This window comes from Desulfobacterales bacterium (genome assembly GCA_030066985.1).
GTDB lineage: Bacteria > Desulfobacterota > Desulfobacteria > Desulfobacterales > JAHEIW01 > JAHEIW01.
The window spans coordinates 29159-54593 of sequence record JASJAN010000014.1; the positions used below are offsets into that span (position 1 = coordinate 29159).

Annotated in this window: 23 protein-coding genes; 5 read left to right on the forward strand and 18 right to left on the reverse strand. The window is 48.4% G+C overall.

Annotated features, from left to right (window positions below):
• From QNJ26_08500 to QNJ26_08570, 15 genes are all read right to left on the reverse strand, one after another.
• Positions 1 to 1155 (reverse strand): reductive dehalogenase, encoded by a 1155-nt coding sequence (locus tag QNJ26_08500; GenBank protein ID MDJ0985569.1) that lies wholly within the window; start codon positions 1153 to 1155, stop codon positions 1 to 3.
• A 102-nt stretch (positions 1156 to 1257) separates the two neighbouring features.
• A complete protein-coding gene (locus QNJ26_08505; GenBank protein MDJ0985570.1) occupies positions 1258 to 2562 on the reverse strand; it encodes a TRAP transporter large permease in 1305 nt (434 codons plus the stop codon).
• A complete protein-coding gene (locus QNJ26_08510) occupies positions 2552 to 3049 on the reverse strand; it encodes a TRAP transporter small permease subunit (GenBank protein ID MDJ0985571.1) in 498 nt (165 codons plus the stop codon). Before QNJ26_08510 ends, QNJ26_08505 begins: the two co-directional genes overlap by 11 nt.
• A gap of 221 nt (positions 3050 to 3270) precedes the next feature.
• Positions 3271 to 4290 carry a TRAP transporter substrate-binding protein gene (locus QNJ26_08515; protein ID MDJ0985572.1) on the reverse strand — a complete coding sequence of 340 codons (1020 nt, stop codon included), beginning with the start codon at positions 4288 to 4290 and terminating at the stop codon, positions 3271 to 3273.
• 88 nt (positions 4291 to 4378) lie between these two features.
• A complete protein-coding gene (locus QNJ26_08520; protein MDJ0985573.1) occupies positions 4379 to 6706 on the reverse strand; it encodes a xanthine dehydrogenase family protein molybdopterin-binding subunit in 2328 nt (775 codons plus the stop codon).
• A 193-nt stretch (positions 6707 to 6899) separates the two neighbouring features.
• A complete protein-coding gene (locus tag QNJ26_08525; protein MDJ0985574.1) occupies positions 6900 to 7421 on the reverse strand; it encodes a (2Fe-2S)-binding protein in 522 nt (173 codons plus the stop codon).
• Positions 7422 to 7601: 180 nt separating this feature from the next.
• On the reverse strand, positions 7602 to 8492 hold the full coding sequence (locus QNJ26_08530) for an FAD binding domain-containing protein (protein ID MDJ0985575.1): 891 nt from the start codon (positions 8490 to 8492) through the stop codon (positions 7602 to 7604).
• A 74-nt stretch (positions 8493 to 8566) separates the two neighbouring features.
• Positions 8567 to 9757, reverse strand: coding sequence for a thiolase family protein (locus tag QNJ26_08535; protein ID MDJ0985576.1), 1191 nt, complete (start codon positions 9755 to 9757; stop codon positions 8567 to 8569).
• Between the two features lie 194 nt (positions 9758 to 9951).
• On the reverse strand, positions 9952 to 11244 hold the full coding sequence (locus tag QNJ26_08540) for a phenylacetate--CoA ligase (protein MDJ0985577.1): 1293 nt from the start codon (positions 11242 to 11244) through the stop codon (positions 9952 to 9954).
• A gap of 109 nt (positions 11245 to 11353) precedes the next feature.
• Positions 11354 to 13081, reverse strand: coding sequence for a hydantoinase B/oxoprolinase family protein (locus tag QNJ26_08545; protein ID MDJ0985578.1), 1728 nt, complete (start codon positions 13079 to 13081; stop codon positions 11354 to 11356).
• A 213-nt stretch (positions 13082 to 13294) separates the two neighbouring features.
• Complete coding sequence (locus QNJ26_08550; GenBank protein MDJ0985579.1) at positions 13295 to 15475, reverse strand: hydantoinase/oxoprolinase family protein; 2181 nt, start codon at positions 15473 to 15475, stop codon at positions 13295 to 13297.
• Positions 15476 to 15487: 12 nt separating this feature from the next.
• Positions 15488 to 17122 carry a methylmalonyl-CoA mutase family protein gene (locus tag QNJ26_08555; protein ID MDJ0985580.1) on the reverse strand — a complete coding sequence of 545 codons (1635 nt, stop codon included), beginning with the start codon at positions 17120 to 17122 and terminating at the stop codon, positions 15488 to 15490.
• Between the two features lie 170 nt (positions 17123 to 17292).
• Entirely contained in the window at positions 17293 to 17688 is a 396-nt protein-coding gene (locus QNJ26_08560) for a cobalamin B12-binding domain-containing protein (GenBank protein ID MDJ0985581.1), read from the reverse strand.
• Between the two features lie 53 nt (positions 17689 to 17741).
• Complete coding sequence (locus tag QNJ26_08565; protein ID MDJ0985582.1) at positions 17742 to 18449, reverse strand: GntR family transcriptional regulator; 708 nt, start codon at positions 18447 to 18449, stop codon at positions 17742 to 17744.
• A 62-nt stretch (positions 18450 to 18511) separates the two neighbouring features.
• Positions 18512 to 19702: a CoA transferase gene (locus tag QNJ26_08570; protein MDJ0985583.1), complete on the reverse strand. Its 1191-nt coding sequence runs from the start codon at positions 19700 to 19702 to the stop codon at positions 18512 to 18514.
• A 203-nt stretch (positions 19703 to 19905) separates the two neighbouring features.
• On the opposite strand from QNJ26_08570, the gene QNJ26_08575 reads away from it, so the two are divergent.
• From QNJ26_08575 to QNJ26_08595, 5 genes are read left to right on the forward strand one after another with little or no spacing between them, the layout of a single operon-like run.
• Positions 19906 to 20223, forward strand: a complete 318-nt coding sequence (locus QNJ26_08575; GenBank protein MDJ0985584.1) for a hypothetical protein — start codon at positions 19906 to 19908, stop codon at positions 20221 to 20223.
• Between the two features lie 4 nt (positions 20224 to 20227).
• Entirely contained in the window at positions 20228 to 20914 is a 687-nt protein-coding gene (locus tag QNJ26_08580) for an MliC family protein (GenBank protein ID MDJ0985585.1), read from the forward strand.
• Between the two features lie 49 nt (positions 20915 to 20963).
• Positions 20964 to 21326 (forward strand): hypothetical protein, encoded by a 363-nt coding sequence (locus QNJ26_08585; protein MDJ0985586.1) that lies wholly within the window; start codon positions 20964 to 20966, stop codon positions 21324 to 21326.
• A gap of 14 nt (positions 21327 to 21340) precedes the next feature.
• A complete protein-coding gene (locus QNJ26_08590) occupies positions 21341 to 21832 on the forward strand; it encodes a DinB family protein (GenBank protein ID MDJ0985587.1) in 492 nt (163 codons plus the stop codon).
• A 7-nt stretch (positions 21833 to 21839) separates the two neighbouring features.
• The gene (locus QNJ26_08595; protein ID MDJ0985588.1) at positions 21840 to 22334 is read left to right on the forward strand and encodes a GNAT family N-acetyltransferase; all 495 of its coding nucleotides are present in this window, start codon (positions 21840 to 21842) and stop codon (positions 22332 to 22334) included.
• A gap of 52 nt (positions 22335 to 22386) precedes the next feature.
• On the opposite strand, the gene QNJ26_08600 is transcribed toward QNJ26_08595, so the two are convergent.
• The 3 genes from QNJ26_08600 to QNJ26_08610 form a co-directional block, all read right to left on the reverse strand.
• Positions 22387 to 22830, reverse strand: a complete 444-nt coding sequence (locus QNJ26_08600; GenBank protein ID MDJ0985589.1) for a PilZ domain-containing protein — start codon at positions 22828 to 22830, stop codon at positions 22387 to 22389.
• A gap of 327 nt (positions 22831 to 23157) precedes the next feature.
• Positions 23158 to 24309: an MBL fold metallo-hydrolase gene (locus tag QNJ26_08605; GenBank protein MDJ0985590.1), complete on the reverse strand. Its 1152-nt coding sequence runs from the start codon at positions 24307 to 24309 to the stop codon at positions 23158 to 23160.
• A 308-nt stretch (positions 24310 to 24617) separates the two neighbouring features.
• Positions 24618 to 25415 (reverse strand): enoyl-CoA hydratase-related protein, encoded by a 798-nt coding sequence (locus tag QNJ26_08610; GenBank protein MDJ0985591.1) that lies wholly within the window; start codon positions 25413 to 25415, stop codon positions 24618 to 24620.
• Between the last annotated feature and the right edge of the window lie 20 nt (positions 25416 to 25435).

Below are 25435 nucleotides of genomic sequence, written 5' to 3' on the forward strand. Positions count from 1 at the left end.
TCAATCAGAGTCCCAGAACTTTCCCGCCGAAACCGATTTGTCATAGCCTAAAATATCATCGACCCAGAGCAAAAACCGGTTGAAAGAGGGTGTTTTTTTTCGAACGAGAAGTCGAGAAAAGTCATGGATCTTGCCTGCTGGCTTATTAAATGGACACACACGGATACAGTTGGCACAATCTGAGCGGTTTTTGGCCCAAAAAGAAAAACACTTTTCAGCATCCACATACCACTTGTGGGTTCCAGATTGGTTCGAAATATTAGGACCTTCAGTTGTCATTACACCGTTCGGAATCGCCCGACTCGGGCAGTACTTGGCGCATTTTTTACATGTTTGGCAGAACTCTGTTACGCCAAAAGGTCTGTAAGCGTCATAGCTGAGCGGCAGATCCGTAAACACTTTACATAGTCGAATACGAGGACCAAATTTTTCACTAATGATAAATCCCAGCCGCCCGGGCTCACCCAGACCGGCCGCCATGGCAAGCGGAACACTCAAAGCGGTATCATTGCCGCAGGGTATCGCGCGATAGCCAAGACCGCGTATAAATATGGATAATAAATTGGCGACAAAGGCCATCATCGAGTAACCCAATCCGACCTCAGCCCCTTGAATCGTGGTAGGAGATGTGCGAATTCTGTCATAGTCCATAGCAATACCCAAAACAATTGCATTATGGCATCCATCGGGAAGTTCGATGGGATAATGTTCCCGGGTAACTGTATTATATTCGTGGGAGTAAACCCAATTCGGATGAACCCGACAGATTCCAGTCAAATCAGCGCCAAAATAACGAGCGGCCTTTTTGATGATTCGGCTCATCTCTTCAGGCGATTCTTTGATTGGCGTGCTGGAATCCAGATACGGCTTAATTTTTATGTTCCCGCCTTCCCAGGAATAGAGTCCTGAATTACTTCGTGAGTTGCCTAGTCCGAAGCCCCACTCCAAATTCCAGGCGGCATTCTGCAGGGCATAGTCCATCTGTCGATAGCCGACTTTCTCCCTGAATTTAATATCGCGATAGAAGCGAAAACCGTGGGGCTTCATTTTCTCATCCCAGATGGATCTTTTGAACATCTCGTTTTTCTGATCAAATCGATCCAGTGGAGCAGCGAACGGCAAATCCAACGGGTATTGTTCAGATACGGATGGCATAACATTTTTCCTTTAATAAGCTGGTCTCAATTGGGGTGGCAATTAACAGGGCATAAACTGGTTCGGCTGCGCCTGTCTTCCGTATTTATGGGATGACACCTATCAGCGCATAAGATTCGGTATGATCAATACAATTTGGGGGAACACAATTAAAATGATCGTGCAAACGATACACGCCAATAGGAAAAAGGACGCGCTCATGAATATGGTACCCAAATTTATTTCTGGCGCCAGCGCTTTGACCACAAAAATATTAACACCCACCGGCGGAGTGATCGCCCCCATAGTGGTAACCATGGTGATAATGATGGCAAACCAAATGGGATCAAATCCCAGCGCTTTTCCCAGCGGGAAAAAGATGGGGATGGTCAGCACCAGAAATCCAAGGGCGTCCACAAAACAGCCACCAATCAAATAAATCAATAATATAATTGCCAAAATGGCATATGGCGAGATTGGCAATGAAGCCGCAAAATCAGCCACAAGGAACGGAAGTCGTGTAATCGCCAAAAAGCGGCCAAAGATCAATGCGCCTGTGACAAGCATAAACGCCATGCAGGAGATTTTCAGGGTTTCTTTGAGTGAATTGATCAGACCCTTTAAGGTTAGTTTGCGGGTGGGAAGCGTTACAATTAATGTCAGTAAAACACCAGCCGCACCCGCTTCAGTGGGGGTAAAGATACCGGCATACAATCCCCCTATAACGAGCACAAAAATGGATAAAGCTTCCAAAACTCCGGAGAGCGATTTAAACTTTTCTTTGATACCCGTCTTGGGGCCGGCCGGTCCGAAATCGGGATTGATTCTGCACAAGATCACAATGGTAAGGACGAACAAAAATCCCAGGAGGATAGCCGGCAGTATACCGCCCAAAAAAAGCTTTATGATGGATTGTTCAGTCTGCAAACCGATAATAATCAGCAAAACACTGGGCGGCATGACAGTTCCCAGGGTTCCACCAGTAACAACCGTCCCTGTGCTTAACCGCGTATCATAATTGTACTTTTTCATTTGCGGCAGCGCAATGGCCGCCATGGTTGCAGCTGTAGCAGTGTTGGATCCGCAAATAGCGGCAAAAAATTCGTCTGCGGCAATGGTGGCAATCGCCAGACCACCACGCCAGTGCCCCACCCATTTATATGCAGTATTGTAAAGCTTTTCAGCGATACCGGAATTAAACGCCAGATATCCCATCAAGATGAAAAGGGGGATAACCGTTAGACCGTACTTGGAAAAAGTACCCCAGACGTCCGTGCCGACCATTGCGAAAGCAGCTTTAAAAGATACCAGATAGGCAAACCCGCAGAAACCCACAACAGCCATGGCAAAGCCCACCGGCATCCCCAAAAAGAACAATATCAAAAGCAGGATGACAATTCCGAGGATGCCGACAAGTTCAGGGCTCATTGACCGTTCCCCTGATTTCCAATATGGATTTAAGAAAGTCCACAAAAAACGTAAACGCCAGAACTAAACATCCCAGGGCAACGGCGTATGTGAACGGATAGTAGACGATTTGCAGTGTCTCGGTAACCTCCCCGGTTTCCCAGAGGGTAGTGGCGTATTTGAAAACCTGCCAGGTCACAATTCCAAAGAAAAACATACAAATTAAATAATTCACCGCATTTAGGATTTTTTGGGTTTTCTTTGAAAATCGCAACACCACTATATCGACGGCGATGTGACTGCCTTTGCTTTGGGCATAAGCCAGAGCAAAAGCGGTTACGACCGCACCGAAGTATCCCATTAGTTCAAATGTGCCGCGAATGGGAAGCCAGAATAGTCGTACAATAATGTTGGCGCCTGTTATGGTAATCATGGCGATTAAAAACAGGCCTGCTATCCATAAAAGTGCTTTATTCAGGAAACGGCTTAACTTTTCTAGCACACCCATGGGTTCATCCAATTATCGTTAGATGATTTGCATGCAGCCTTCGCTGAAAAAGGGCTGATGTACCATGACAGCGACGTTCATCAAAACATACGGACGCTCTCTCCACCACCCCCGCTGAGGCGAGCACTAAAGCCCGCCTCTATATGTATGGGTTGATGGTGTTCGTCGGCATGTACTCAGTAAAACGGGATTACTTCATCCGCTATTTATATCCAACCGATCTATTGATTTTTCTCCATAAAGGCCTTAATATCGGCCACGATAGCCTCTGCCGGATAACCTTTCTTTTTGGCATCGGCAATCCAGCCGGTCATAATCGGATCAAGCAGACCGTTCCACTTCGCTTTTTGTTCTTTAGAAAGGGTGATCACTTCCACCCCCTGGGTTTTCTTTGACCATTCGACGGATTCGATGATGTGATTGTCCATGTAGTTGCCGGTCCATTCCGCATGTTCCCGCGCCATATCTGCCATTACTTTCTGGACGTCTTTTGGCAAAGAATTCCATTTGTCCAGGTTCATGACAACCGAGAAAGGATAGATGACCGCATCCGTCATGGTGACATATTTGCAAATCTCGGCAAATTTAAAATCTTTCATCACTTCCAGAGATGAAAACAGGCCTTTGACGACACCTTTCTGCAAGGCTTCAGGGGTCGCGGACATCGGCATACCGATCTGGTTGGCCCCCCAGGCTTTCAGGGTTTTGGCCGCACCGCCTGAGGCCCTCAAATCCAAACCGTTCAGATCAGCCAACGATCTGACTGGCACCTTGGACATGATATTGGAAGGACCGGAGGTGTACATGCACAGAACCTTCACTTTTGCAAAAGATTTGGGTTGGTATTTGGAGTATAAATCCCAAAGTGTCAGGCTGGCCACACGCGCATTGGGAAATCCAAAAGGCAAGCTCGTCGCATTGGTTATCACAAAACGGCCCGGTTGATAGGCCATGACAAGCGTTCCAATATCAGCCGTACCGGCGATAACGCCATCCATCATATTTTTGGCTCCCAGCAGCGTGCCACCGTGAAAGGCGTCGATCTTGACTTTGCCGCCGGTGCGCTTTTCCACTTCTGCGATCCATCTTTCTAGCTGCACCCCGACAAAGGTCTTTGCAGGCGCAAACTGGGCGTAACTTAACTTGATCGGTTCCGCCTGGGCAGAGGTCAGCATAAAGAAGCTAAAGACCATAAACAATGCCATCATAAAACCAACGACAACGCGTAACTGCTTTTTCATTTTTATACCCTCCTTTTTGCGTTTGGGTAATGATGTCCATTTCAAATGGCGCATCTTACCAGCTACGAATAATTGATAGCGTAACCTTTTATTCTTCGATAATACAAGCGTCAGCATCATCACTTCCAATTTCCTGGCCGCAGGGGTCTAAACCTTTCTTTTCCCTGATGGCAGCCAAAACCTTTTCGGGGGTAATCGGCAACTCGTTTATGCGCACCCCAACTGCATCGTAAATTGCATTGGCAATCGCCGGTGCGGTGGGCACACAGCCGGGTTCACCGATGCCCTTGGCGCCAAAAGGCCCGTCTTCATCATAGGTCTCAAGTACCGGCGCGTCGATAGGCACCACATCTTTGGCTGTCAATATTTTATAATCGCGAAAATTGGGGTTCATATTCTGCCCTTTATCGGAGATAACCTGCTCGGTGAGGGCATATCCCACACCCATCATTACCCCACCGTACACCTGACCTTCAAGCAGCAATGGATTTATCGCCTTGCCAACGTCATGCGCGGCAACATACTGCAAAATATTAACTTTGCCGGTTTCCTCATCGACTTTGACCCGCACGCCATGAGTGCCGAAGGTGTAAGTCATCGACATATTGCCGCGGAAGTCCTTGCCCATGTTCTCATTGGCCGGATCGTAGAAATGCTCAGCCATCAACATTTGCCCGCCGTGGCTAAAATGCGCTTTGCGTAAAACTTTGCCAATGGCCATCTTTTTCTCAGGATCATCCTTATGGACAATATGGCGCCCCTGAAGGCTTAATTTTTCCAATGGTGATTCCAGCAATTTGGCTCCCATCTCCAGAATGCGGGCTTTGAGCTTGCGGGCAGCGCCTAAAGCGGCGTTTCCGGCGATGAAGGTCGTTCGGCTGGCATGTGATCCCACATCCCAGGGGCAGACATCGGTATCGGAGTGAATCACATGAATATCGTCAACTTCAAGACCAAGCTCTTCGGCCACGATCTGGGCAACAACCGTATCGGATCCCTGCCCCATATCGGTGGCCCCGGTGAACAGATCGATTTTGCCGAAATCATCCATTTTAATCATTGTGCCGCAGCCGTCTGATTTATACACCCGTGCGCCACCGCCCACATGAATTAAAGAAGCCATCCCAATGCCTTCGCCGGGCTTTTTGGGCTGGTCCCATTGCAGTTTTTCTTGGACCGCTTGCATACATTCGGTCAGACCGCAGGTGGTAATACGCAGCCCCTGGGTGGATACATCACCGGACTGGTTGGCGTTGATGCGACGAAATTCGACCGGATCAATCCCGGCGGCTTCGGCCAGCATGTCGATCGTGCTTTCGATGGCATAGGTTGCCTGAGGATTTCCGTAGCCGCGCATCGCCTGGGCATAGGTGTTGTTGGTGTAAACGCATCTGGCTTCATATCGAACGTTGGGCACCCGATACAAGGTGCTGATCGGCATCATCATCACCGAGGGTGTTGTCGCTCCCCAGGAAGTATAGGCGCCGTTGTCGAGGATCATGGATATATCACGGAAAAGAAGTTTTCCGTTTTGATCGCAACCTTGAGAGATATGCGTAATGGTGGGTTGTCGCGTAGATGTCGCGATAAACTCTTCGGTACGGTCAAATTCGATCTTCACCGGTCTGCGGGTGTGGAAAGCCAGTAAAATAGCAACATATTCATAGGCATAGGTATCCAGTTTACTGCCGAACCCGCCGCCAATGCAGGGTTTTACGACCCGGACCCTGCGGTCACTGATGCCCATCGCTTTAAGGGCGTCCAAAAAATCCTTTTGGGCCAGCGACGGAATCTGGGTATTGGTGTGTATGGTCAGGTTATTGGCCGGATCAAATTCGGCGATGGCGCCGCTGGTGCCCATACAGCAATGGGTCACCCAGGTGGTCGTGAAGCGGTCTTCTACGGTATAGGCCGCTTCCTTCTTGGCAGCTTCCACATCGCCATAATGCAGTTTCCAGGGCATTTTTAAGATATTGGTCTTGTGGGCCTCATGAATCAACGGAGCGCCCTCTTGCATGGCCGCTTCCGGATCGAAAATGGCCGGCAGCGCTTCATAAGTAACCTCGATTCGATTTAACGCCGCTTCGGCGATATCCGGCGAAATGGCTGCCACGGCCGCCACTTCATCGCGAAAAGAGCACACTTTCTCTTTTTTGAGCGGCCGATTGTCCTTATAGACCCCCATGCGAATATCGGGAATATCGTCACCGGTTAAAACGGCCATAACACCGGGCAGCTCCCGGGCTTTGGATGTATCAATTTTGACGATTTTGGCATGGGCATATTTGCTGTACAAAATTTTGCCATACAGCATTCCCGGCACCTTTAAATCCTGGATATATTGCACCCGCCCGGTGGCCTTATCGACCGCATCCAGCTTGGGCACTCTTTTGCCAACCGAACACAAATTCTGCATCAGTTATACTCCTTACTTAATCGATGATTGAAATTATACAAAACTCGTTTTAAAGCCTCAGATTTTGTCCGATGGCTCGGCGCAATTCGTTTCAAAAGCGGAGCGTACACGGTAGTACGCGAGCATTTTGAAACGGATTGTAATCCGCCCAAGGCGGACCATCGGGCAAAAGATGGGGTTTTAAAATGAGTTTTTATTCGCCGCGCTCACTTTCATCGGACCTAAAGGCCACCACATGCGGTTGGTCATCTCCGTGACCGCTGACGGCTTTAATCGAATCGATGATTTGCACGTAGCCGGTACAGCGACAGAGATTGCCGGCAATTGCTTCCTTGATGTCGTCTTCGGAAGCGTTGGGACTTTTATCCAACAGGGCTTTGGCCGACAGAATCATTCCCGGTGAACAAAATCCGCACTGGATGCCCCCCTTTTCGACAAATGATTGTTGAATAGGATGCAGGGTTCCATCGGCGGCTGCCAATCCTTCAATGGTGGTTAATTGCTTGCCATCGATTTCAGCAGCCAGGTAAAGACAAGAATTAACGGCTTGGTCATCTATGATGACCGTACAAGCACCGCACTCACCGCTGCCGCATCCCTCTTTGGTGCCGGTATAACCGATCTCTTCTCGAATCAGATGCAATAGCGTCCAATGGTCTTGGATGACCATTTTCATCGGATTTCCATTAAACGTAAATGATATTTCCCTTGGCATTAAAAAATTCTCCTAATGTTCAGTTATTAGCGTTTAGAATAAGTGTTGTCACACACAACATTTTTTTTACCACAGAGTTCGCAGAGAAATTTCTTAAATTTAGGAATTAAAAATAAAAACTCAGTGTTCTCTGTGTTCTCCGTGGTAAAAATGTTTTTATCTTCATTCCGGATTCCGACTTCACACTTCTTTTTTATTTTCCTTCGCTCGTTCAAGCGCTTTGAGCCCCATACGCTTGACCAGCACCCCGACCATTTCCCGCCGGTACCAGGCCACACCGCGGATACTGTCGCGAACCTTGGATTCCTGACCAGCAATTCGCCCGGCTTCAGCCAGAGTGCTTTCATGCATGGTTTTTCCCTTCAAGTGTTTTTCGGCTTCCAGCGCCCTAAACGGTGTTGGGGCCGCCACACCCAGGCAAATTCTGGCTTTGGCACAGGTGAGCATATCTTTTTCAAGACTCAGCAAAACACCCACCCCCAGCATCGGCAGCTCCATGGCTTCGCGTCGTCCGTGTTTGATGTAAGCACTGCCAGTGCGCGGCAACGGCGGCGGAATGGCAATCTCAGTTAGTATTTCACCGGCTTCTAGATCACACTGTCCCGGGCCCAGAAAAAAGCGTCTGAGCTCAACCGTGCGCTGACCTTTGGCGCCATAGATGTTGGCTTTGGCATCCAGAGCGATCAAGGGAATGGCGCCATCAGCGGAGGGAACAGCGTTCACCAGATTGCCGCCAATGGTGGCCACGTTGCGAATCTGCACGGACCCGATATTTTTAACCGCATCATGAATAATAGGATAGTGATGCTGTATCAGTTGCGATGCTTCAATGGATCCGTGGGTGCAAAAGGCGCCAATATACAACTCGCCAGTTTCCTGGTTTAAAAAAGGGCGATCTTGTCCGATGATATGCTTCAGCGAAATCAGATACTCCGGTGCTAATTTGCCTTCTTTAACTTTCACCATCACATCGGTTCCCCCGGCAATATATTTGGCGCTTTCACCATGCGACACATGCAACGATATGGCTTCATCCAGGGTTTTGGGGGTTAAATATGTAAACTGTTTCATAAAGAAACCTCTTTAACAATTTGTAAATAATATAAATATATAAATTAAAATCAACACGCAACCCGAAACGCGTCCTATCCAACCTTGAGCACAATGGCGGCAGCCGTATCGCCGGCGGCACATCCTGCAAACAGCACATAACCGCCGCCTTTCATGGCCGCTTCTTCGATGCCTTCGATGATCAGGCGTCCGCCGGTGGGCCCTTGTGGATGACCAAAAATCAGAGAAGAACCGTAATTATTCATGCCGTTGACGTCAACACCCAAATTGTTGGCCAGGTGAATATCATTGGCTGCAAAAGGGTTGTGCGTTTTTATAATACTGACGTCATTGGCTCCGAGGTTGGCATTTTCAAGTGCCATCTGAACTGCCGGGAATACAGCGGCAGCCATAAAAGCCTTTTTCACGCGTGCATATCCATATGAAACAACCTGAACCGCAATGTTTGGATCGGCACTGAGTTCTTTGGCCTTGTCCTGCGTCGTAACGGTGATACCGCAATTGCCGTCCGCAGGATGGGTCTGGGCGCCAAATGTATGCACGCCGTCAGGCAGCACCGGCCGCAGTTTGGCCAACCCTTCGGCGGTGGTTTCCATAACGCCTTCATCGGCTTCAAGCATAATGGTTTTCTTTCTGGAAACCTTGACTTCCACTGGAAACATATACCGTTTTTGAAAAGCGCGGTCGTCAGCCAGTGCATCCTGGTATTGCTCATAGCGGCGTAAGGCCACGGCATCGCATTGCTCTCTCGTAATCCCGGCTTCAGCAGCTACGTTTTCAGCGGTTTTAATCATGGCTTCGCCGGCCCAGGGATCTTTGTTAAAATTATCCATGACCCAATCTTCAGATGTGACCTGTCCACCCGGCCCCAGGGGATTCGGCCAGACCGCATGCGGACCATTTGAACAGCGATCGGTCATCAGACAAAACGGGGTCTGGTAAAGACCGGTTTCAACACCCACACTTGCCAAATAAACCGCAATGGTGGATGTCGAACAGGCCTGGCTCACATATATACCAGGCACGCCTTCAGCACCGGTCAGCGCAGCGGACCAGGGGCCCCCATAAAATGCATGCGGCTGGTGAACGGAAATACCCAAATAGGTATAATCGAATATTTTGGGATCCCATTTTTTCTGTTCGAGCCAGCGTTTGGCGGTGGCGGCTCCCAGCGTAATCGAATTGTCATTAGCCAGGGTGCCTTGCCAGCGCGAAAAAGGTGAGCTGTAGTACCCACCGTAAGGTATAAAGGCTTTTTGCAGCATTTCAAATCCCTCCTAGTTGCAATTTCAGCAAGCTGAAATTGCAGTTAATAGTTATACGTTATATGTTATTAGCGTAATTCGTTATTCGCATCATGATGTTTTCACTCCAATAACAAGTAACCGATAACAAAAGGTTTTTTGGATATTGGCCAGTTGTTATTCCCGAACACAAGTGCTTATTTCCTTAGCTAAAGCTAATCAAGGCGATTGTCAAAAAACCGCTTAGATTTGCGCTCCGATCTTGGCAGCGAACAATATTCAACGACATCGACCTCACAGCTGACCATAATCTTATTTTTAATCTCAGCTTGAACCTTTTTGGCAAGTTCTGACTTGCGCGAAGCCTCAAAACCATCGCAGCACTCCAGCCGAACGGTCATATAGTCTTTGCCATCCTCACCGCGGTCGAGGTGCACCTGGTATTCGCAGCTGGCTTCCGGTATGGTTGAAAGAACCTCGTCGACTTGACCGGGATAGATGTTAACTGCGCGAAATATGATCATGTCGTCTGAACGCCCCAAGATTCTATCATGCATTGGCAAAACGCTGCCGCAGGAACATGGGTCATCAATCAGGCGTGTCAGATCGCGGGTGCGATAGCGGATGAGTGGCGTGGCTTCTTTGCAAAGGGTTGTAACAACCATTTCTCCGATTTCACCGGGAGCAACCGGCTTCAGTGTATTTGGATCCAGGATTTCCAAAAGATAATAGTCCGCCCAATAGTGAATGCCTTCGTGATGCTGACAATCCAGACCAGTACCGGGCCCATATAGCTCCGTCATGCCGGTAATATCAAACATATCCTCCAGACCCAACAATTCTGTGATGCGGGCACGCATGGCATCACTGCTGCGCTCGGAACCAAATATCATTTTCTTCAGCGCAATTTTATCTTTCAGTCCCCGGCTATTAACTTCTTCAGCCATCAGCAGGCCCATTGAAGCGGTGCAGCACATGACAGTGGACTGCAGATCCACCAGAAACTGACATTGCATATCCACATTTCCGGGACCCACCGGAAGCGCCATGGCACCAAATTTTTCGCATCCCAGCTGAAAACTGATCCCCGCTGTCCATACCCCGTACCCAACGGCTATCTGCACGCGATCTTCTGCGCTCAGCCCGGCCATTTGATAGCAGCGGGCAAAAAAATGCGTCCAATCGTCGATGTCTTTCTGGGTATAGGCCAGAATTTTGCGTTTGCCGGTGGTACCGGATGATGCGTGTATTCGAACCACTTCTGATACAGGCACGGAAAGCAGCGGAAAAGGATACCCCTGGCGCAAATCATCGGCAGTCGTAAAGGGCAATTTTCGGATGTCATCCAGGGAATGGATGTTTTCCGGCTGAATGCCGGCATCATCGAGCCGTTGGCGATAAAACTCAGAGCCTCGGTAAGCATGCGCAAGAGTCCAGTGCAGGCCTCTGAGCTGGTGTTCCTTAAGCGCTTCGGCATCTTTAAAAGAAGGCATGAAGGTTTTTGCCATTATCTGTCTCCGTCAGCTATATATTGTTTGTAGGGGCGGGGTTTATCCCCGCCCGATATAACGGATATTTTCAATAAGGGCGGGGATAAACCCCGCCCCTACATATGTTTTATCCACCGCCCTTGCGCTGCTCTCTGAGTTTTTGCGTTTTCTCCACATCAACTTCAAGCGTTTTCGGATCGATGACTACACCGTAATCTGCCAGCGCCCGCTCTACGCTGACATATTCGTTGCGAACATCCCGGGCGACTGCCTGCGGATCTCTGTCCAGCGCTTCACCATACCCCCCGCCACCGGCACTGATAAATTGAATCATATCGCCGGACTCACACAACGTCAGCCCGCTGGAGTCGCCGTCTTTATCGTTAACGATAAATTGGGCTTTGTTGGCAGCATCGCCATTAAAGAGGCCACCGGGCGGATAACGGTATCGACCGGCCTGAATGGCGATGGAAGTTGGCGCTTGGGGCGCCAATTCATCGTCTGGTACCCGGATGACAAATTTTCTGCCCAGACCGCCCCGCATCTTACCAGGCCCACCGGAATCACATAACAGACTGCGCTCTTTGACCATCAGCGGGGTGTCGCTTTCAAAGATTTCAACAGGGGTGTTGGCGCCATTTGCTGGAAAAATTGCGCAGTGGTGACCATCCATTTTACTGCTGGCGCCCATACCGCCACCCCGAATGATCATGGTCAGCCAGGAATTTCCGTTGTGCCGTTTGCCGTAAAAAATATTGGTCTGAGCCGGCGTTCCGCCGCTCTCGGCAATAATGTTGTCAGGGGTCGCTTTGGCCAGAGCTTTGAACACCATTTCGGTCATGAAATGACCAATTTGCATCCGGGCAGCCACAGCAGCCGGAAATTTGCAATTGACCACACTGCCCTCCGGTGCTGTCATCTTAACCGGGCGGATCGCGCCTTCATTGATGGGGATATCCGGATCAAAAGCGCTTTTAACCGCCATAAATACATAGGCAAAGGTAAAATTGTAAACCACATTGCCGCCCCAATCGACCTGGGGCGATGTCCCGCCGAAATCAATATTTATATCGCTGCCCTTGACTTCGACTTTCAGTTTGACATCAATATCTTTACGCTGACCAGCACCTTCAATAATGCCTTCATAGGGATAAACGCCATCCGGGATTTTGCTGATGGCGGCCCGCATGCTGGCTTCAGTGCGATCGATGATTTCGTCTGCCAGATCATCGAGTGTCTCCAGGCCTTCATCGTCCAGCATCTCGACAACTTTTTGGGCGCACACATGATTGGCGGCCACCTGGGAGCGAATATCCCCAGTGACCTCTTCTGGAGTGCGAACATTCCAGCGAATCATATTCAACACCGGTTCGTTCAGCACACCGGCATCATACAACTTAATTAAAGGGATAAACAATCCCTCTTCAAAAACCTGCCGGTTATCAGACGCCACTCGGCCACCGATGTCTGAATGATGAAAAACACAGGCGGTAAATGCCACCGGGCGCTTCTTGTAGAAAATGGGGCTCAAGACGCAGACATCATTGAGATGACCCGCCAACAGCCAGGGATCGTTAACAATAAAAACATCGCCCGGTTGGTATTGTTCCAGGGGAATTGAATTGATGATGGATTTAACCCCCAGCGCCATTGCCCCGGCCTGGCCGGGTGTGCAAAAGGTTCCCTGAACCAGTTCTTGTCCCCGGCTGTCGGTAAACATACAGGTATAATCATGGGCATCGCGCAACAGGCTTGAGAATGCCGTGCGGGCAACCGAAGCATCGGCTTCATCGACAATCGAAATGAGCCGGCGCCACAAAATTTCCAATGTAATCGGGTCAAACTTCGAAGGCATTGTCACACCATCCTCGCTAAATTTCTTTGCGGCTGTAACGATTCTGCCTGTATGACTGATAACTTCTTTTAGACAGGATCTACAGGATTTTCTGGATATTCTATTTTTCCTGGCTTTCCAGATGAAAGCCAGGAAACCCAATCAGCCTGCAGCTGAAAGCAACCTAAAATATTTATAGTATATATAACAATAATTTACGTTCAATTTATTCGTTTAAAACTTTAATGTATTGTAGTTCATTTTAGTTTTGGAACTATTTTCTTCCAACCTCTGTCCTCTGACATCTGACCTCTGGTATCTGTCTTCTGCGACCAAATCGATCCACACAAAACCGTGTTCATCAACAGAGGCTTTGGCGTCTTCTCCGACAATAATCGTTGATTCCTTTTCTTCGATAATCGCCGGCCCGTTGAATGCCGCACCCGGAAATAGCTTAAAACGATCAAAAACCGTAAAGGGAATGTATTCTTTTTGGGTTAAAGAAAAAGCTCTGCGTTCGCCTTTGATGCAATCGTTAATTGATGTCGCCGTATGCTGCAAGGCCGGAATCCGAAAGGGTCGTTCCGGCAAACTGGCGCGGACTTTAAAGGTTACAAATTCAACCGGTGTGTCCGGATATGTGCGCCCGTATAATTTTTGATAAACATCATCAAATCGCTCTCGAATCTGGCTTTTATTCCATTGATCAAAAGGTCGGGCATCGATGTGCAGGTCAGTTTCAGCACCCTGCCCTACGAATCGCATCATCAAGGTACGTTCAAAGGTAATTTTTTGATTCTTGCCGGCCTGCTCAAGAATGGCGGCACCTTCGGTCTCCAGTTTTTTAAACAACCGCTCAATTTGTTCAAAATCGGCGTCCTCGAGGGTCTCACGGTGGCTGCGGGTCAAATCAAAGGCTACCGGGGCCGTAAAAAACCCAAGCGCGGAGCCAACGCCGGCCAGAGGTGGCACCAGTATGCGGGGCGCACCGATCTTTTTTGCCAGACCATAGGCGTGCACCGGTCCGGCGCCGCCGAAAGCCGAAATCGTAACGATATTCGGATTACCGCCCTTTTCGGCAATATGGGTTTTGGCGGCTGCTGCCATGGTTTCGTTGATCAGGTCATGAATACCAAACGCAGCTGCGGTTACCCCGGTTTCAAGGGGTTTGGCCACTTTTTCTTCGATGGCCTTTTCGGCCAAGGCTTTATCCAGCAGCATGCTACCACCCAGAAAATAGTTCGGATCCAGATATCCCAGCACCAGGTCGGCATCGGTCACCGTTGGGTTTTGACCGCCGCGGGCATAACAGGCCGGTCCGGGATCAGCACCGGCACTTTCCGGTCCTACTTGCAGCAGGCCCATTTTGCTCATGTGGGCAATGCTGCCGCCGCCGGCGCCGATTTCCATCAAATCTACCACCGGTACCTGAATGGGCAAACCGCTGCCTTTTTTAAACCGCTGAACGCGACCGACCTCAAATGTCGACACCAGTCCTGCCTGTCCTTTTTGAATCAGACAGGATTTGGCGGTGGTGCCGCCCATATCAAAACAAAACATGTCCTTGATCTGAAACATTTTGCCGTAATGCTGCGAGGCAATTACCGCGGCTGTCGGCCCGGATTCTATGATTCTAACCGGATATTTGCGAGCGGTTTCCACCGAGGTAATGCCGCCGCTGGATAGCATGATAAACAATTTGCCTTTAAAGCCGAGCGCTTCTAATCGTGCAGACAACTTGGCCAGATAGTTTGCTGTAATGGGCTTGACATAGGCATTGGTGGCAGTGGTACATGTTCGCTCATATTCCCGGATCTGCGGCAACACCTCGCAAGAAGTTGACAGCGATAATTCAGGCGCTTTTTGGGTCACAATTTCTTTGATCTGAATCTCGTGGGTCGGATTCTCATAAGAATTAATCAAACAGACCGCCAGCGATTCGATGCCGGCATCACACAGCTCAGAAACGAGATCGCTGACTTCTTCAGGATCGAGCTTTACCAGAACGCGGCCGTCAGCTGTAATGCGCTCGGAAACCTCCCGGCGGTAGGGGCGCGGCACCAGCGGCTCCGGATATTCGGCAAATATATCATAGGCGTCATATCGAATTTCGCGGCCGAGCTCTAAAATGTCCCGGAATCCCTGGGTGGTCAACAGGGCTGTTTTAGCACCTTTGCGCTCAATGATGGCATTAATTACCAGGGTGGTACCGTGGATAATCTCATCAACATGGGGCATAAATCCCGGTACACGCTCCAGTAAACCCCGGATACCCGCTTCCACTGCATCAGATGGATCTGCAGGTGTTGTCAGGCATTTATTGATCTGAAACTCACCGCTTTTATCATCGACCAACACAAAATCAGTAAAAGTGCCGCCAATGTCACATCCTAGTCGATAGGCGCCGTTTCCCACTCAACTTCTCCTTTAAAATATAGATGGTTCCTGCCATTCTCCAAAAACGTCACGAAACACGCCGGCCATCTCTCCGACGGTGGCATAGGCCCGGCAGCAGGCAACCAGCAACGGCATCACATTTTTACCGTTGCGCGCCGCCGTTTCCAGTTCCTTGAGCAAACGCTGAACTTCCCGGTTATCTCGGGTGCGGCGAAGCTCCTTGAGGCTGGCAACCTGGGTGTCGGCCCACTGCTCACTGTATTCGTGCAGATCCACATCGGTTTGATCCTCACTGCCTTCTGCATATTTGTTGACGCCGACTTTAATGTATTCTCCCTTTTGAATACCGCTCTCATACTCGTAGGCCTGCTGGGCCACTTTTCGCTGGATAAAACCGGTGGCCACCGCGTGCACCATCCCGCCGACCTCCTGTATTTGCTGCATCTCATCTAAAATTTTTTCTTCCATCTGTTTGGTCAAAGTTTCAATAAAATAAGAGCCTGCCAACGGATCGACGGTATCGCGCAAACCCACTTCGTCCATCAGAATTTCAAGGGTCCTCAGCGAAAGTAAAGCTGCCCGGGGTGTGGGTATCGTATAGGCCTCATCAAAGGAGCACAGGGCGGTGGTCTGGGCACCACTGAGCGCAGCACCCAGGGCGTAAAAGGCACCGCGCATGATATTATTTTCCGGTTGCTCTTTGGTCAGGCCGCTGCCGCCGCCGCCGAAAAGACCTCTGAGAAACAGTTTTTTCTTTTCCTGCACATTGTATTCTTCTTTGAGCATCTTGGCCCAGAGCTTGCGGGCAGCCCGAAATTTGGCAATTTGCTCCCATAGATTGCCGAACACGTTCAGGTTAAATGAAAACCGCCCCACAAAATCCTCAACAGCCAGACCGCGGGACTGCACATTTTCAATATACGCTTTGGCAATTTCAAATGCACAGGCAATTTCCTGGGCTGGATTGGCACCCGATTCACGGATATGATAGCCACAGATACTGACTGGATTACAGCGCGGCAGTTCCTTGACCGAATACTCGATGCTGTCTCCCACCAAACGCACGGCCTGCTCCACAGGAAATATCCAGGCGCCCCGGCCGATCATTTCTTTGAGGATATCGTTTTGAGGTGTGGCGCTAATTTTTTCTTTGGGGTAGCCGAATTTTTCGGCGGTGGCCTGATACATGGCCAGCATAATGGAAGCCACGGCATTGATGGTCAACCCTGAACCGATACGATCCAGCGGTATGCCGTCAAAAGCAATTTCAAAATCGCGCAGCGAATCAATGGCCATTCCAACACGACCGACCTCACCCAGGGCCTTGGGATCGTCCGAGTCGTATCCCATCTGGGTGGGCAAATCAAAGGCAACGTTTAAACCGGTCTGACCATGGGAGATCATCAGCTTGAAGCGCTCATTGGTTTCCTGCGGTGTACCAAAACCGGTGTATTGTCGGGTCGTCCACGCCCGGGACCGGTAACCCTGAGGGTGCAAATTACGGGTAAACGGATATTCACCGGGATCCCCCAGATCGTTGTCATAATTAAATCCAACGTCTTCAAGATCTTTTGGGGTGTAAACCGGTTTTACTTTAATGCCAGACTGATAGACGACTTCTTTAATCGCATCTTTTTCGTTTTTGATGTATTTCGCAACGCCCATAACAACTCCCTTAGAAAATGCCTAAAATTTAAATTGTCTAAAATGCCTAAAATAAAAAACGGAATCAAAGTCTTATATAAAATTGGTGATACTTGAATTTAAGGACATATAATCAGATAAGATCCATATTTTAACTTTAGACATTTTAGATCATTTTAGGCATTTTAAATTTATTTAATGACTTGATTTATGCCACCCACGATCTGATCAAAAGGTGTTCCTCCCGGAAAAACACCGGCAATACCCAAGTCGTTCAATTTGGGTATATCCTGTTTGGGAATGACACCGCCGACAACGACCGGAATATCCTGAATTCCTTCTGCTTTCATCAACTCCAGAAGTTTCTGACAGATCGGCAGGTGCGCGCCGGACATAATACTCAACCCAACCACATCAACCGCTTCCTGCACGGCTGCTCTGACAATCTGTTCAACTGTCTGATGCAGCCCAGTATAAATAACCTCCATGCCGGCATCTCTTAGTGCCAAAGCCGTCACCTTGGCCCCACGATCATGTCCGTCCAATCCAGGCTTTCCGATGAGTACCTTTGTTTTTTTTGCGGTCATATCCATTGCCCTTTAAAAAAGTTTCCCGTGCGCGCCAATCGAAGGGGCACGCATTAATCCAATCGTTGCCGGTCATAGGCCTGCAACACCATTTCCTGTCCTCTGAGTATATGCTCTCTGACCAAACGCTCCGCACCCTCCGCATCACGTTTGCGAATAAAGGTCAGCATTTTTTTATGGTCCAAATTACTGGTCGATGCGAATTTGCTTTCTTTCAGAATCATCTCCCGGTAGCGGTATATCTGGTCTCGCAGCCCATTAATCATATTGATCAACTTGGGGCTTTTGCTCAGCCCATACAGCATATCGTGAAATTCGGTATTGATGGCCGGCAGCAGATTCATTTTCTTGCAGTCCAGGGCTTTTTGAAATTCTGCAATTTTTTGTTCCAGCATCTCCAATTCTTCAGCTTCATGCTTGATCGCTGCCAGATGAGCGGCATAACCTTCGAGTACGCTGCGGATGCCAAAGGTCTCCTCGATATCTTCACGATTTAAACCCAGGACCGTAAACCCGCCCCGAGGCTGCCGTTCAATGAACCCTTCGCGCTCGAGCTTGTGAAATGCTTCCCGCACCGGGGTGCGGCTGATACCCAGCGTTTCGGCGATATGGCTTTCCACCAGCCACTCGCCTGACGACATTTTGCCTCTGACAATTGCTTGCTTCAGGCTTTCAAAAACATGCTCACCCAATGATTTGCGCTCCTGAAATGCCTGTAGCGGCCCGAGATCAAGGTTATTTAATTCTGCCCTTTTCTTCATCTTTCGTACCTTAATATTTTTGGATCTTGTGTTGCTTGTTTGCCAAATCCTTGATTCTTAAATCAGATGATCCCCTTTTCTTTCAGACGCACAAGATCGTCGTCTGAATAGCCCAGTTTTTGGCCGTATATGGCGCTGTTTTGCTCCCCAAATCGCGGCGGAAACGACAGTTTACGGTCGGAATTTTCGAGAAATGCAGTCATATTCGGCGGTGGCGCCAGTGTTATCTGCTTACCGCTAACCGGGTCCTGGGCTTTTAATAGTCGTTTTTCAACCAGGGGATCTTGGATGACTTCAGCAACCGTTTTTATTTTGCTGATCGGAACCGTAAGGCTGGTAAATAGCTCAATCAATTCTTCAGAGGTATGCTTGCGCGTAATTTCGTTTATGGCCTGATTGAGTTGTTTGACATCCTTAATGCGGCCGGCATTTTTTTCATATTCCGGCTTATCCAGGGCTTTAAACATTTCTTGAGACACGATGGTTTTCCACTGCCGATCGTTGCCGACGGCGACATAGACAAAACCATTTTGAGTCTGATACACAGATACGGGCGCAAAAAATTCGTGGGTGTTACCCCGTCTGGATATATTTTTGTCAAAACTGCCGGTCAGGGTAATGGGTACCGTCAGCCATGAGACAGAAGATTCAAACATAGCCATGTTGATGCAGCTGCCCTCACCTGTCACTTGGCGTTGGTAAAGCGCTTTCATAAGCAAGCCATAAGCGTGCTCACTGGTGCCCATGTCCGGCAAGGGTATACCCACAACCTGGGGGTCGCCTTCGGCCTCACCGGTCAGTTCCATCAAACCTGAGCGTGCCTGCAATATGGGGTCGTAAGCCGCTTCATTGCTGTCGGGTCCAAAACCGGTCACACCCAGCCAGATGATATCCGGCTTCAATGCTTTAAGACTGTCATAATCAATACCCAATTTATGGTAGTTTTTCGGCAGCTGATTGGTGGCAAAAATGTCCACCTGGAGTTCTTTGATCAACGAATGAAAAATTTTTTGGCCCTCGTCTTCAGCAAGATTTAACGTCAGCGCCTTTTTGCCGGCATTGATGCACAAAAAATAGGCATTCATACGTTCTTCATTGAGAACGTTTTCGCCGATGAACCGATTCGGATCACCGTATACCGGGTGTTCCAATCGAATAACATTCATCCCATCTTGTGCCAAACGATATGTTAAATAAGGCAAAACGGTTGCCTGCTCAAGGGATAACACGGTAAGGTCATTGAAAGAAGCCATGGTCCTCTCCATTAGCAAAGTTGGGGTCAGTGTTTGTGAGGCCGATGGTCCCGGTGTCTCCGGAGACCTAAGGTGTGGATTCAACAGGTTTTTGTATACGGTATACAAAGTACAAATGTCAAGAAGTGTTTTGTGCCGCAATAAAATTTTCTGGCCCACAAAGGGTTGATTTGAGACACTGAAAAGCCTAAATAAAACCCGATATGCAAAAAATGATTTTCAGATGTATCGCCAACGCCGCCATTGTTGTGGGTTTTTTTTTGTTGACCAAGGCCATTTACGGTGCCGCGGACAACACCATAGCTTCTTCGTTTTGGCCGCAATCACAGGGAAAAATGTGGCACACGCTGGTTGGACTCAGCCTGAGCCTGCCCATACCCTTGCATATCATCTCGGTTGGTTTGATTTTGCAGCGGCGCTGGTTGCCGCCTCAGTGGGCAAAAATCGCTATGCCGGCGGTGGTCATCTCCGGATGTTGGCTGGGTGCTGCTCTGGCAATTAAATTGTTTTTGATAAGGTAAAACGATGCCCGCTATTTCGTTCAACAAACAGATAAGCGCTATTATCGTGTTGTTTTTATCGGGCTGCCTCAGTGCGGCACCTCCTCAAAAAACCGATGAGGCGCAGCCAACCAGAACGGACGCGAAAAACCCAAAAACCTTTGTGTTTGAGTGCAAGCCTGCCTTCTCATTTGTTGCCAGAATCGAGGATCAAACAGCTTGGCTGTTTTTACCGCAAACAACCCTTAGCTTGCCTCAAGTGCCCGCTGCTTCTGGTGAGAAATTCAGTGATAAGTTGACCACCTTCTGGATCAAAAACGATACGGCGCTACTTAAAAATAACAATACAACTTATCGAAATTGTAAAAATAATAGGGCCAAGGCGATCTGGGAACATGCCAAGCTCAACGGCGTTTCTTTTCGAGCGGTGGGCAATGAGCCCGGCTGGTATCTGGAAATTCGAAATCAAGAGTCCATCCTTTTTGTCGCGGACTATGGAAGCTCTCGTGATGAATTCCCCGCACCCCAACCAATGATCGATCAACAGAAACGCAAGACCACATACCAGACCCATTCTGATGGGAAAAACCTGACAGTTGTTATCGAAGGCCAGCCGTGCATGGATTCAATGAGCGGCGAAACGTTTGCAGCACAGGTAAGCGTAATGCTAAACCAAAAGCGCTATTTAGGGTGCGGTCGCGCACTGCACTGAGCTGAGCTTTTGGCAAAAAAAAATTTTATACCAACCCATGAGAAATAATATGATGGATACGCGAACACTTACAGCCAACCGAATGTCGGTTCGCATTGTTTTCATTTTTGCGCAAGCAGTATTGATCCTTGTCGTTTTATGTTCTGGTTGGCTTAAGAATGTCCGTGCCGACGACACCAATGTGGGTGATACAGTGACCATTGTGACTCCGGGAATTGAAGCCCGGCTCTGTCCTCAGCCAGCGTGCGGTCCCAATCAACACCTTACCCGCATACCCGAAGGAAGCGTTTTTACCATTCTGAGCACAGATGTTTTTGCTATCGGCACGTTTAAAGTCAAATGGTTTGAGGTGATTTACGAAAACCAGCGCGGCTGGATCAGCATCTATGACACGGATCGGGCTCAAAAATGAAGGATATCGGAAAGATGAATCAGAAAATGGATAATTTGGATGAAGTTGCCAGTAAAATCGGGCAGGCCGTGGATTCAGCGGTTCAACGCTGGTGTGATGTCCCCGAAGAAGCGCTAAGGTTTCGCCCTTCAGCAAAGGCCTGGTCTACCAAAGAAATCATTGGCCATCTGATTGATTCGGCTTCCAACAATCACCAGCGGTTTGTGCGTCTGCAGTTAACCGAGCGGCTAATATTTCCCGACTACGGACAGGACAACATCCATTGGGTTAAAATCCAAGGCTACCAGGACCGACCCTGGACGCAATTGTTGGAGCTGTGGCGTTATTTTAACAAACAACTGGCCTATCTTATGCGCTTAGTTGACCCTGCCGCCCTTTCACATGTTTGGCAGGTTGATCCAAAAACCAGCGTTACGCTTTTTGACCTGATGACCGACTATCTTCGGCACCTGGAAGATCATCTGGATCAAATCAGCGTTACATTGGATGCTTTCAGGGAGCATTAACGTAAAAATGTATCCGATTATCAGGGAAGCTCAGACCAGCGATGCGTCCGAATTATCCAGTCTGATCCGACACGCGTATCGCGACGTGGCCGACCGATTCGAGCTGACAGCGACAAACTGCCCCAAACATCCTTCAAACTGCACTGACGGGTGGGTTGAAAATGACTTTTCCAGGGGCGTGCGCTATTTCATTCTGGAAAAAGAGCACAAATCAGTGGGATGTGCTGCCATCGAAATGGCTGGCCATGGTCTTTGCTACCTGGAACGCCTGGCGGTCTTACCCTCTGAGAGACATAAAGGAAACGGCCAGCAACTGGTGGAACATGTTTTTCAAGAGGCCAGGAAACTAAATATAGAAAAGATCAGCATCGGTATCATCAACCAGCAAACAGAATTAAAGCAATGGTATAAAAAAATGGGCTTTGTTGAGGGAGAAATAAAAGAATTCGAACACTTACCGTTTTGTGTCTGTTTTATGACGATTGATCTGCGCCAGGTATGACAGCATTAATGCGTGAATGGTAGGGAATAAAATATCGTCCTAGACGAGGATCTTATTCGCAGGGCTCCTCTTTCATACGGTCAATCAGGGTGGCCAGCATCTCTTCGATATAAGGGCTTATATCTTTGAATTCAACCCCGATGCCGCTTCGATTGACCTGAACAATTTCGCCCTTCACTTTAAGCGGCTTGTCAAACCCGGCTATCGAAAACGACATTGCGATTTCTTCGCCCACAAATAAAGGACGGTGGGTTTCGATAAAGACACCTCTTTGGCTGATGTTTTTGATGGTGTCAGTATAATAGCGATCATAAGTTGCGTAGCTAACTGTGATTGAGCACGATTTTCGGATATAAGCCCGCCGTTCGACAGTGAGCAAGTCTTCAGCATATTTCAGCAGAGCCGTTTGTTTTTCTTCGGACAGATTTAATACCAGCTGAAACAATTTGGGAATGACGACATTGTATTTTTCAAAATCAGTTTCCGATATTTTCATACCAGCATATATCCTTTGCAACCCAATAAATACGCCACCATTGATCAGTACGGGACTCGAAAACTGTATCGGAAAATTATAGGTTTTACTTTAGCCTTCTTTCGCTGCATTCGCAATTAAATTAATCTTAAATGAGCATATTGCCAAAATAATAAAATAAAATTATTTAACATTATATTAATTGTTTAAATTTCAAATATTAAATTTTTACTTTAGAAACTTTCAATTTGCTTTTTGAGTTGAGTTCCCCAAAAACAAGAGGGCTGTTTAAACTCGCTCTATTTTAAACAGCCCTCTTCCGAGAAGTGATGTAACGCTGACCTGTAATCAAGTCGCCTTCATTGCACTGGCGGCACATTCATTTTTTCCCAGATCCATTATTTCCTGTTGCTCGGCATCCACCTCCAATATTCCGGCGTTGACTTTGCGTATCTCAGCATACACCTCCGGTTGGGTTCGCATATTATTTTCAATAAAGCCGATAAAGGCATCTTCGCTGGAGATACCGTATATATCCGCATTTTTGAATTTTATATTGCCCAGGGTATCTGAAAATATCTGATTTGGGTTGGCTTCACGCCAGTCCATATAGTGGCCGGGTAAAATGACGACCTCATCATCCAAATTTTCGATTTTAGTCTTAAGGGTATTGTACAAGAGCTTTGACCATTCTTCGGCTTTACCCCCCAGGTCGGGCCGCCCTATGGATAAGATGAAGACCGTATCGCCTGATATCAGATACTTATTATCAATTAAATATGATGTGCTTCCCGGGGTGTGGCCAGGCATATGCAGGGCCCTGATTTCAGGACCGCCTTTTGAGAAGGGATAAATCGCCTCATCTTCGATCTTCTCGTACGGAAAAGCTGCACCTTTAAAATCGTTTTCATGCCCGAAAATAATCGCCCCGCTGTCAGAGGCAATCTGTTTGCTGCCGGATATGTAATCGGCCTGTAGATGGGTTTCAAAGGTTTTGGTGATCGTAGCGCCGTGTTGTTCGGCAAAGCTATTATAAAAATCGATATTTCGCGTGGGGTCGAACAAAACCATTTCATCCCCGGAGATAAGACCGTAACTGCAGGAGGCTTTGCCCGGGCGAATGAACTGAAAAAGCTGGTACCTATCATCAGCAGCCACTAATTTGGGTGCCAGCATATTGCCCCAGTTTTTGATGCCGCCTTCCAGAAAGCCGACATCTTTAAATCCGTGATTCATCAGGATTTCACCGACAAATTTGGCGGATCCTTCCTTGGCACACACAATCCGGATTTTGTCAACCCGGGGCACTTGGGCCACACTTTCTTCTTCATGTTCGACAAATTCCACATAAGGAACATTGACCATCTCGCCAAGATAAGGCCCTTCGACCTTAAAGTTGTCAAACTGTTCCGTGACGCGAACATCCAGCAGCAAAAATTCTTCACCTTCTGTGGTTACCCACTCGAACAGATCTTCTGCGGTGTACTTTATTGGCTCCATACTTCATTACCTCCTTCACATTGGTTGAGCCCGTTACCGGTTGTCCAGTTTGCCCGTTAAAACAAACAGAACGTTTCCTCTTTGCCAGGCTAAACCGGCTCAACAGGCTAGACCCCGTTTCACGGGGACCTTCGGCCCGCAAACCCATAATTTTTTGATTTTAGAACCGAAAAACGCAAATGGGTTACATAAAATATTAATAGGTTGTGCCCGTTACCCGTTAGCCCGTTTGCCGGTTACAAAATCAGATCTCTTCTTTTATTACGGGCTTAATCCGCCGGCGGCGGACTCAACGGGCCAACCGCTTGCTATTTGCCTTTGAAGTGCGGCTTGCGTTTCTCCAAAAAGGCCACCTGCCCTTCCTGCAGGTCTTGGCTTGTCAAAGCAGTTTTAAAAATTGCTTGCGCTTCTGCCGCTGACGCCTCATCCAAACGGCTGGTTTGCAATAATATATTGATGACCCTTTTGATGCCTTTTAATGCCAGCGGTGCATTATCCGCAATTTCCCGGGCCATATCAAAGGTGAATGCTTCTAGTTGATCCCGCGGAACCAGATAATCAACAAGCCCGAGTGTTTTGAGGTGGCTGCCGCTGTAAGTGCGACCGGTAAAAAAAATTTCTTTGGTGCTTTGCAGGCCGACACGCTGGATAAATCGCTGCAAACCGTGCCAGGGATATACCAAGCCCAGTTTAGCAGGCGGCATCCCCATGCGAATATCTTCGGCTCCGATGCGAATATCGCAGCACACCGCCAGTTCGCATCCCAGACCAAATGCAAAGCCATTGAGCATGGCAATGGTCGGGTATGGAAAATTAATCAAATATTGCAGCAGTGATTCCACCCGATCCAATGATGCCAGACGCTGATCTGCATTTCCTTTGGCCTGCGTTGGCAGCGCGCCGATATCAAATCCAGAACAAAATGCCTTATCCCCTGCCCCGCGTAAAATAACCGCACGCACACTGTCATCTTCGGCCATTTCCTGCAGGGTGGCGCCAAGCTGCTCTACCAATTCAAGAGACAGAGAGTTTTTCTTTTCCGGCCGATTCAATGCCAGCACACAAATTTGTTTTTTTTGCTCCTTTAATAGAATCTTAGGGATCAAAGATGACCTCCAATCTCTGA

Excerpts from the sequence above, each read along its gene's own strand:
- QNJ26_08600 (MDJ0985589.1), bottom strand. The coding sequence starts at position 22,830 with ATGAAAATATCGGAAACTGATTTTGAAAAATACAATGTCGTCATTCCC.
- QNJ26_08585 (MDJ0985586.1), top strand. The coding sequence starts at position 20,964 with ATGATGGATACGCGAACACTTACAGCCAACCGAATGTCGGTTCGCATT.
- QNJ26_08570 (MDJ0985583.1), bottom strand. The coding sequence starts at position 19,702 with ATGGCTTCTTTCAATGACCTTACCGTGTTATCCCTTGAGCAGGCAACC.
- QNJ26_08520 (MDJ0985573.1), bottom strand. The coding sequence starts at position 6,706 with ATGCAGAATTTGTGTTCGGTTGGCAAAAGAGTGCCCAAGCTGGATGCG.
- QNJ26_08540 (MDJ0985577.1), bottom strand. The coding sequence starts at position 11,244 with ATGGCAAAAACCTTCATGCCTTCTTTTAAAGATGCCGAAGCGCTTAAG.
- QNJ26_08525 (MDJ0985574.1), bottom strand. The coding sequence starts at position 7,421 with ATGCCAAGGGAAATATCATTTACGTTTAATGGAAATCCGATGAAAATG.
- QNJ26_08590 (MDJ0985587.1), top strand. The coding sequence starts at position 21,341 with ATGAATCAGAAAATGGATAATTTGGATGAAGTTGCCAGTAAAATCGGG.
- QNJ26_08515 (MDJ0985572.1), bottom strand. The coding sequence starts at position 4,290 with ATGAAAAAGCAGTTACGCGTTGTCGTTGGTTTTATGATGGCATTGTTT.
- QNJ26_08595 (MDJ0985588.1), top strand. The coding sequence starts at position 21,840 with ATGTATCCGATTATCAGGGAAGCTCAGACCAGCGATGCGTCCGAATTA.
- QNJ26_08560 (MDJ0985581.1), bottom strand. The coding sequence starts at position 17,688 with ATGACCGCAAAAAAAACAAAGGTACTCATCGGAAAGCCTGGATTGGAC.
- QNJ26_08500 (MDJ0985569.1), bottom strand. The coding sequence starts at position 1,155 with ATGCCATCCGTATCTGAACAATACCCGTTGGATTTGCCGTTCGCTGCT.
- QNJ26_08555 (MDJ0985580.1), bottom strand. The coding sequence starts at position 17,122 with ATGGGCGTTGCGAAATACATCAAAAACGAAAAAGATGCGATTAAAGAA.
- QNJ26_08535 (MDJ0985576.1), bottom strand. The coding sequence starts at position 9,757 with ATGCTGCAAAAAGCCTTTATACCTTACGGTGGGTACTACAGCTCACCT.
- QNJ26_08580 (MDJ0985585.1), top strand. The coding sequence starts at position 20,228 with ATGCCCGCTATTTCGTTCAACAAACAGATAAGCGCTATTATCGTGTTG.
- QNJ26_08605 (MDJ0985590.1), bottom strand. The coding sequence starts at position 24,309 with ATGGAGCCAATAAAGTACACCGCAGAAGATCTGTTCGAGTGGGTAACC.
- QNJ26_08565 (MDJ0985582.1), bottom strand. The coding sequence starts at position 18,449 with ATGAAGAAAAGGGCAGAATTAAATAACCTTGATCTCGGGCCGCTACAG.
- QNJ26_08575 (MDJ0985584.1), top strand. The coding sequence starts at position 19,906 with ATGCAAAAAATGATTTTCAGATGTATCGCCAACGCCGCCATTGTTGTG.
- QNJ26_08510 (MDJ0985571.1), bottom strand. The coding sequence starts at position 3,049 with ATGGGTGTGCTAGAAAAGTTAAGCCGTTTCCTGAATAAAGCACTTTTA.
- QNJ26_08530 (MDJ0985575.1), bottom strand. The coding sequence starts at position 8,492 with ATGAAACAGTTTACATATTTAACCCCCAAAACCCTGGATGAAGCCATA.
- QNJ26_08545 (MDJ0985578.1), bottom strand. The coding sequence starts at position 13,081 with ATGCCTTCGAAGTTTGACCCGATTACATTGGAAATTTTGTGGCGCCGG.
- QNJ26_08505 (MDJ0985570.1), bottom strand. The coding sequence starts at position 2,562 with ATGAGCCCTGAACTTGTCGGCATCCTCGGAATTGTCATCCTGCTTTTG.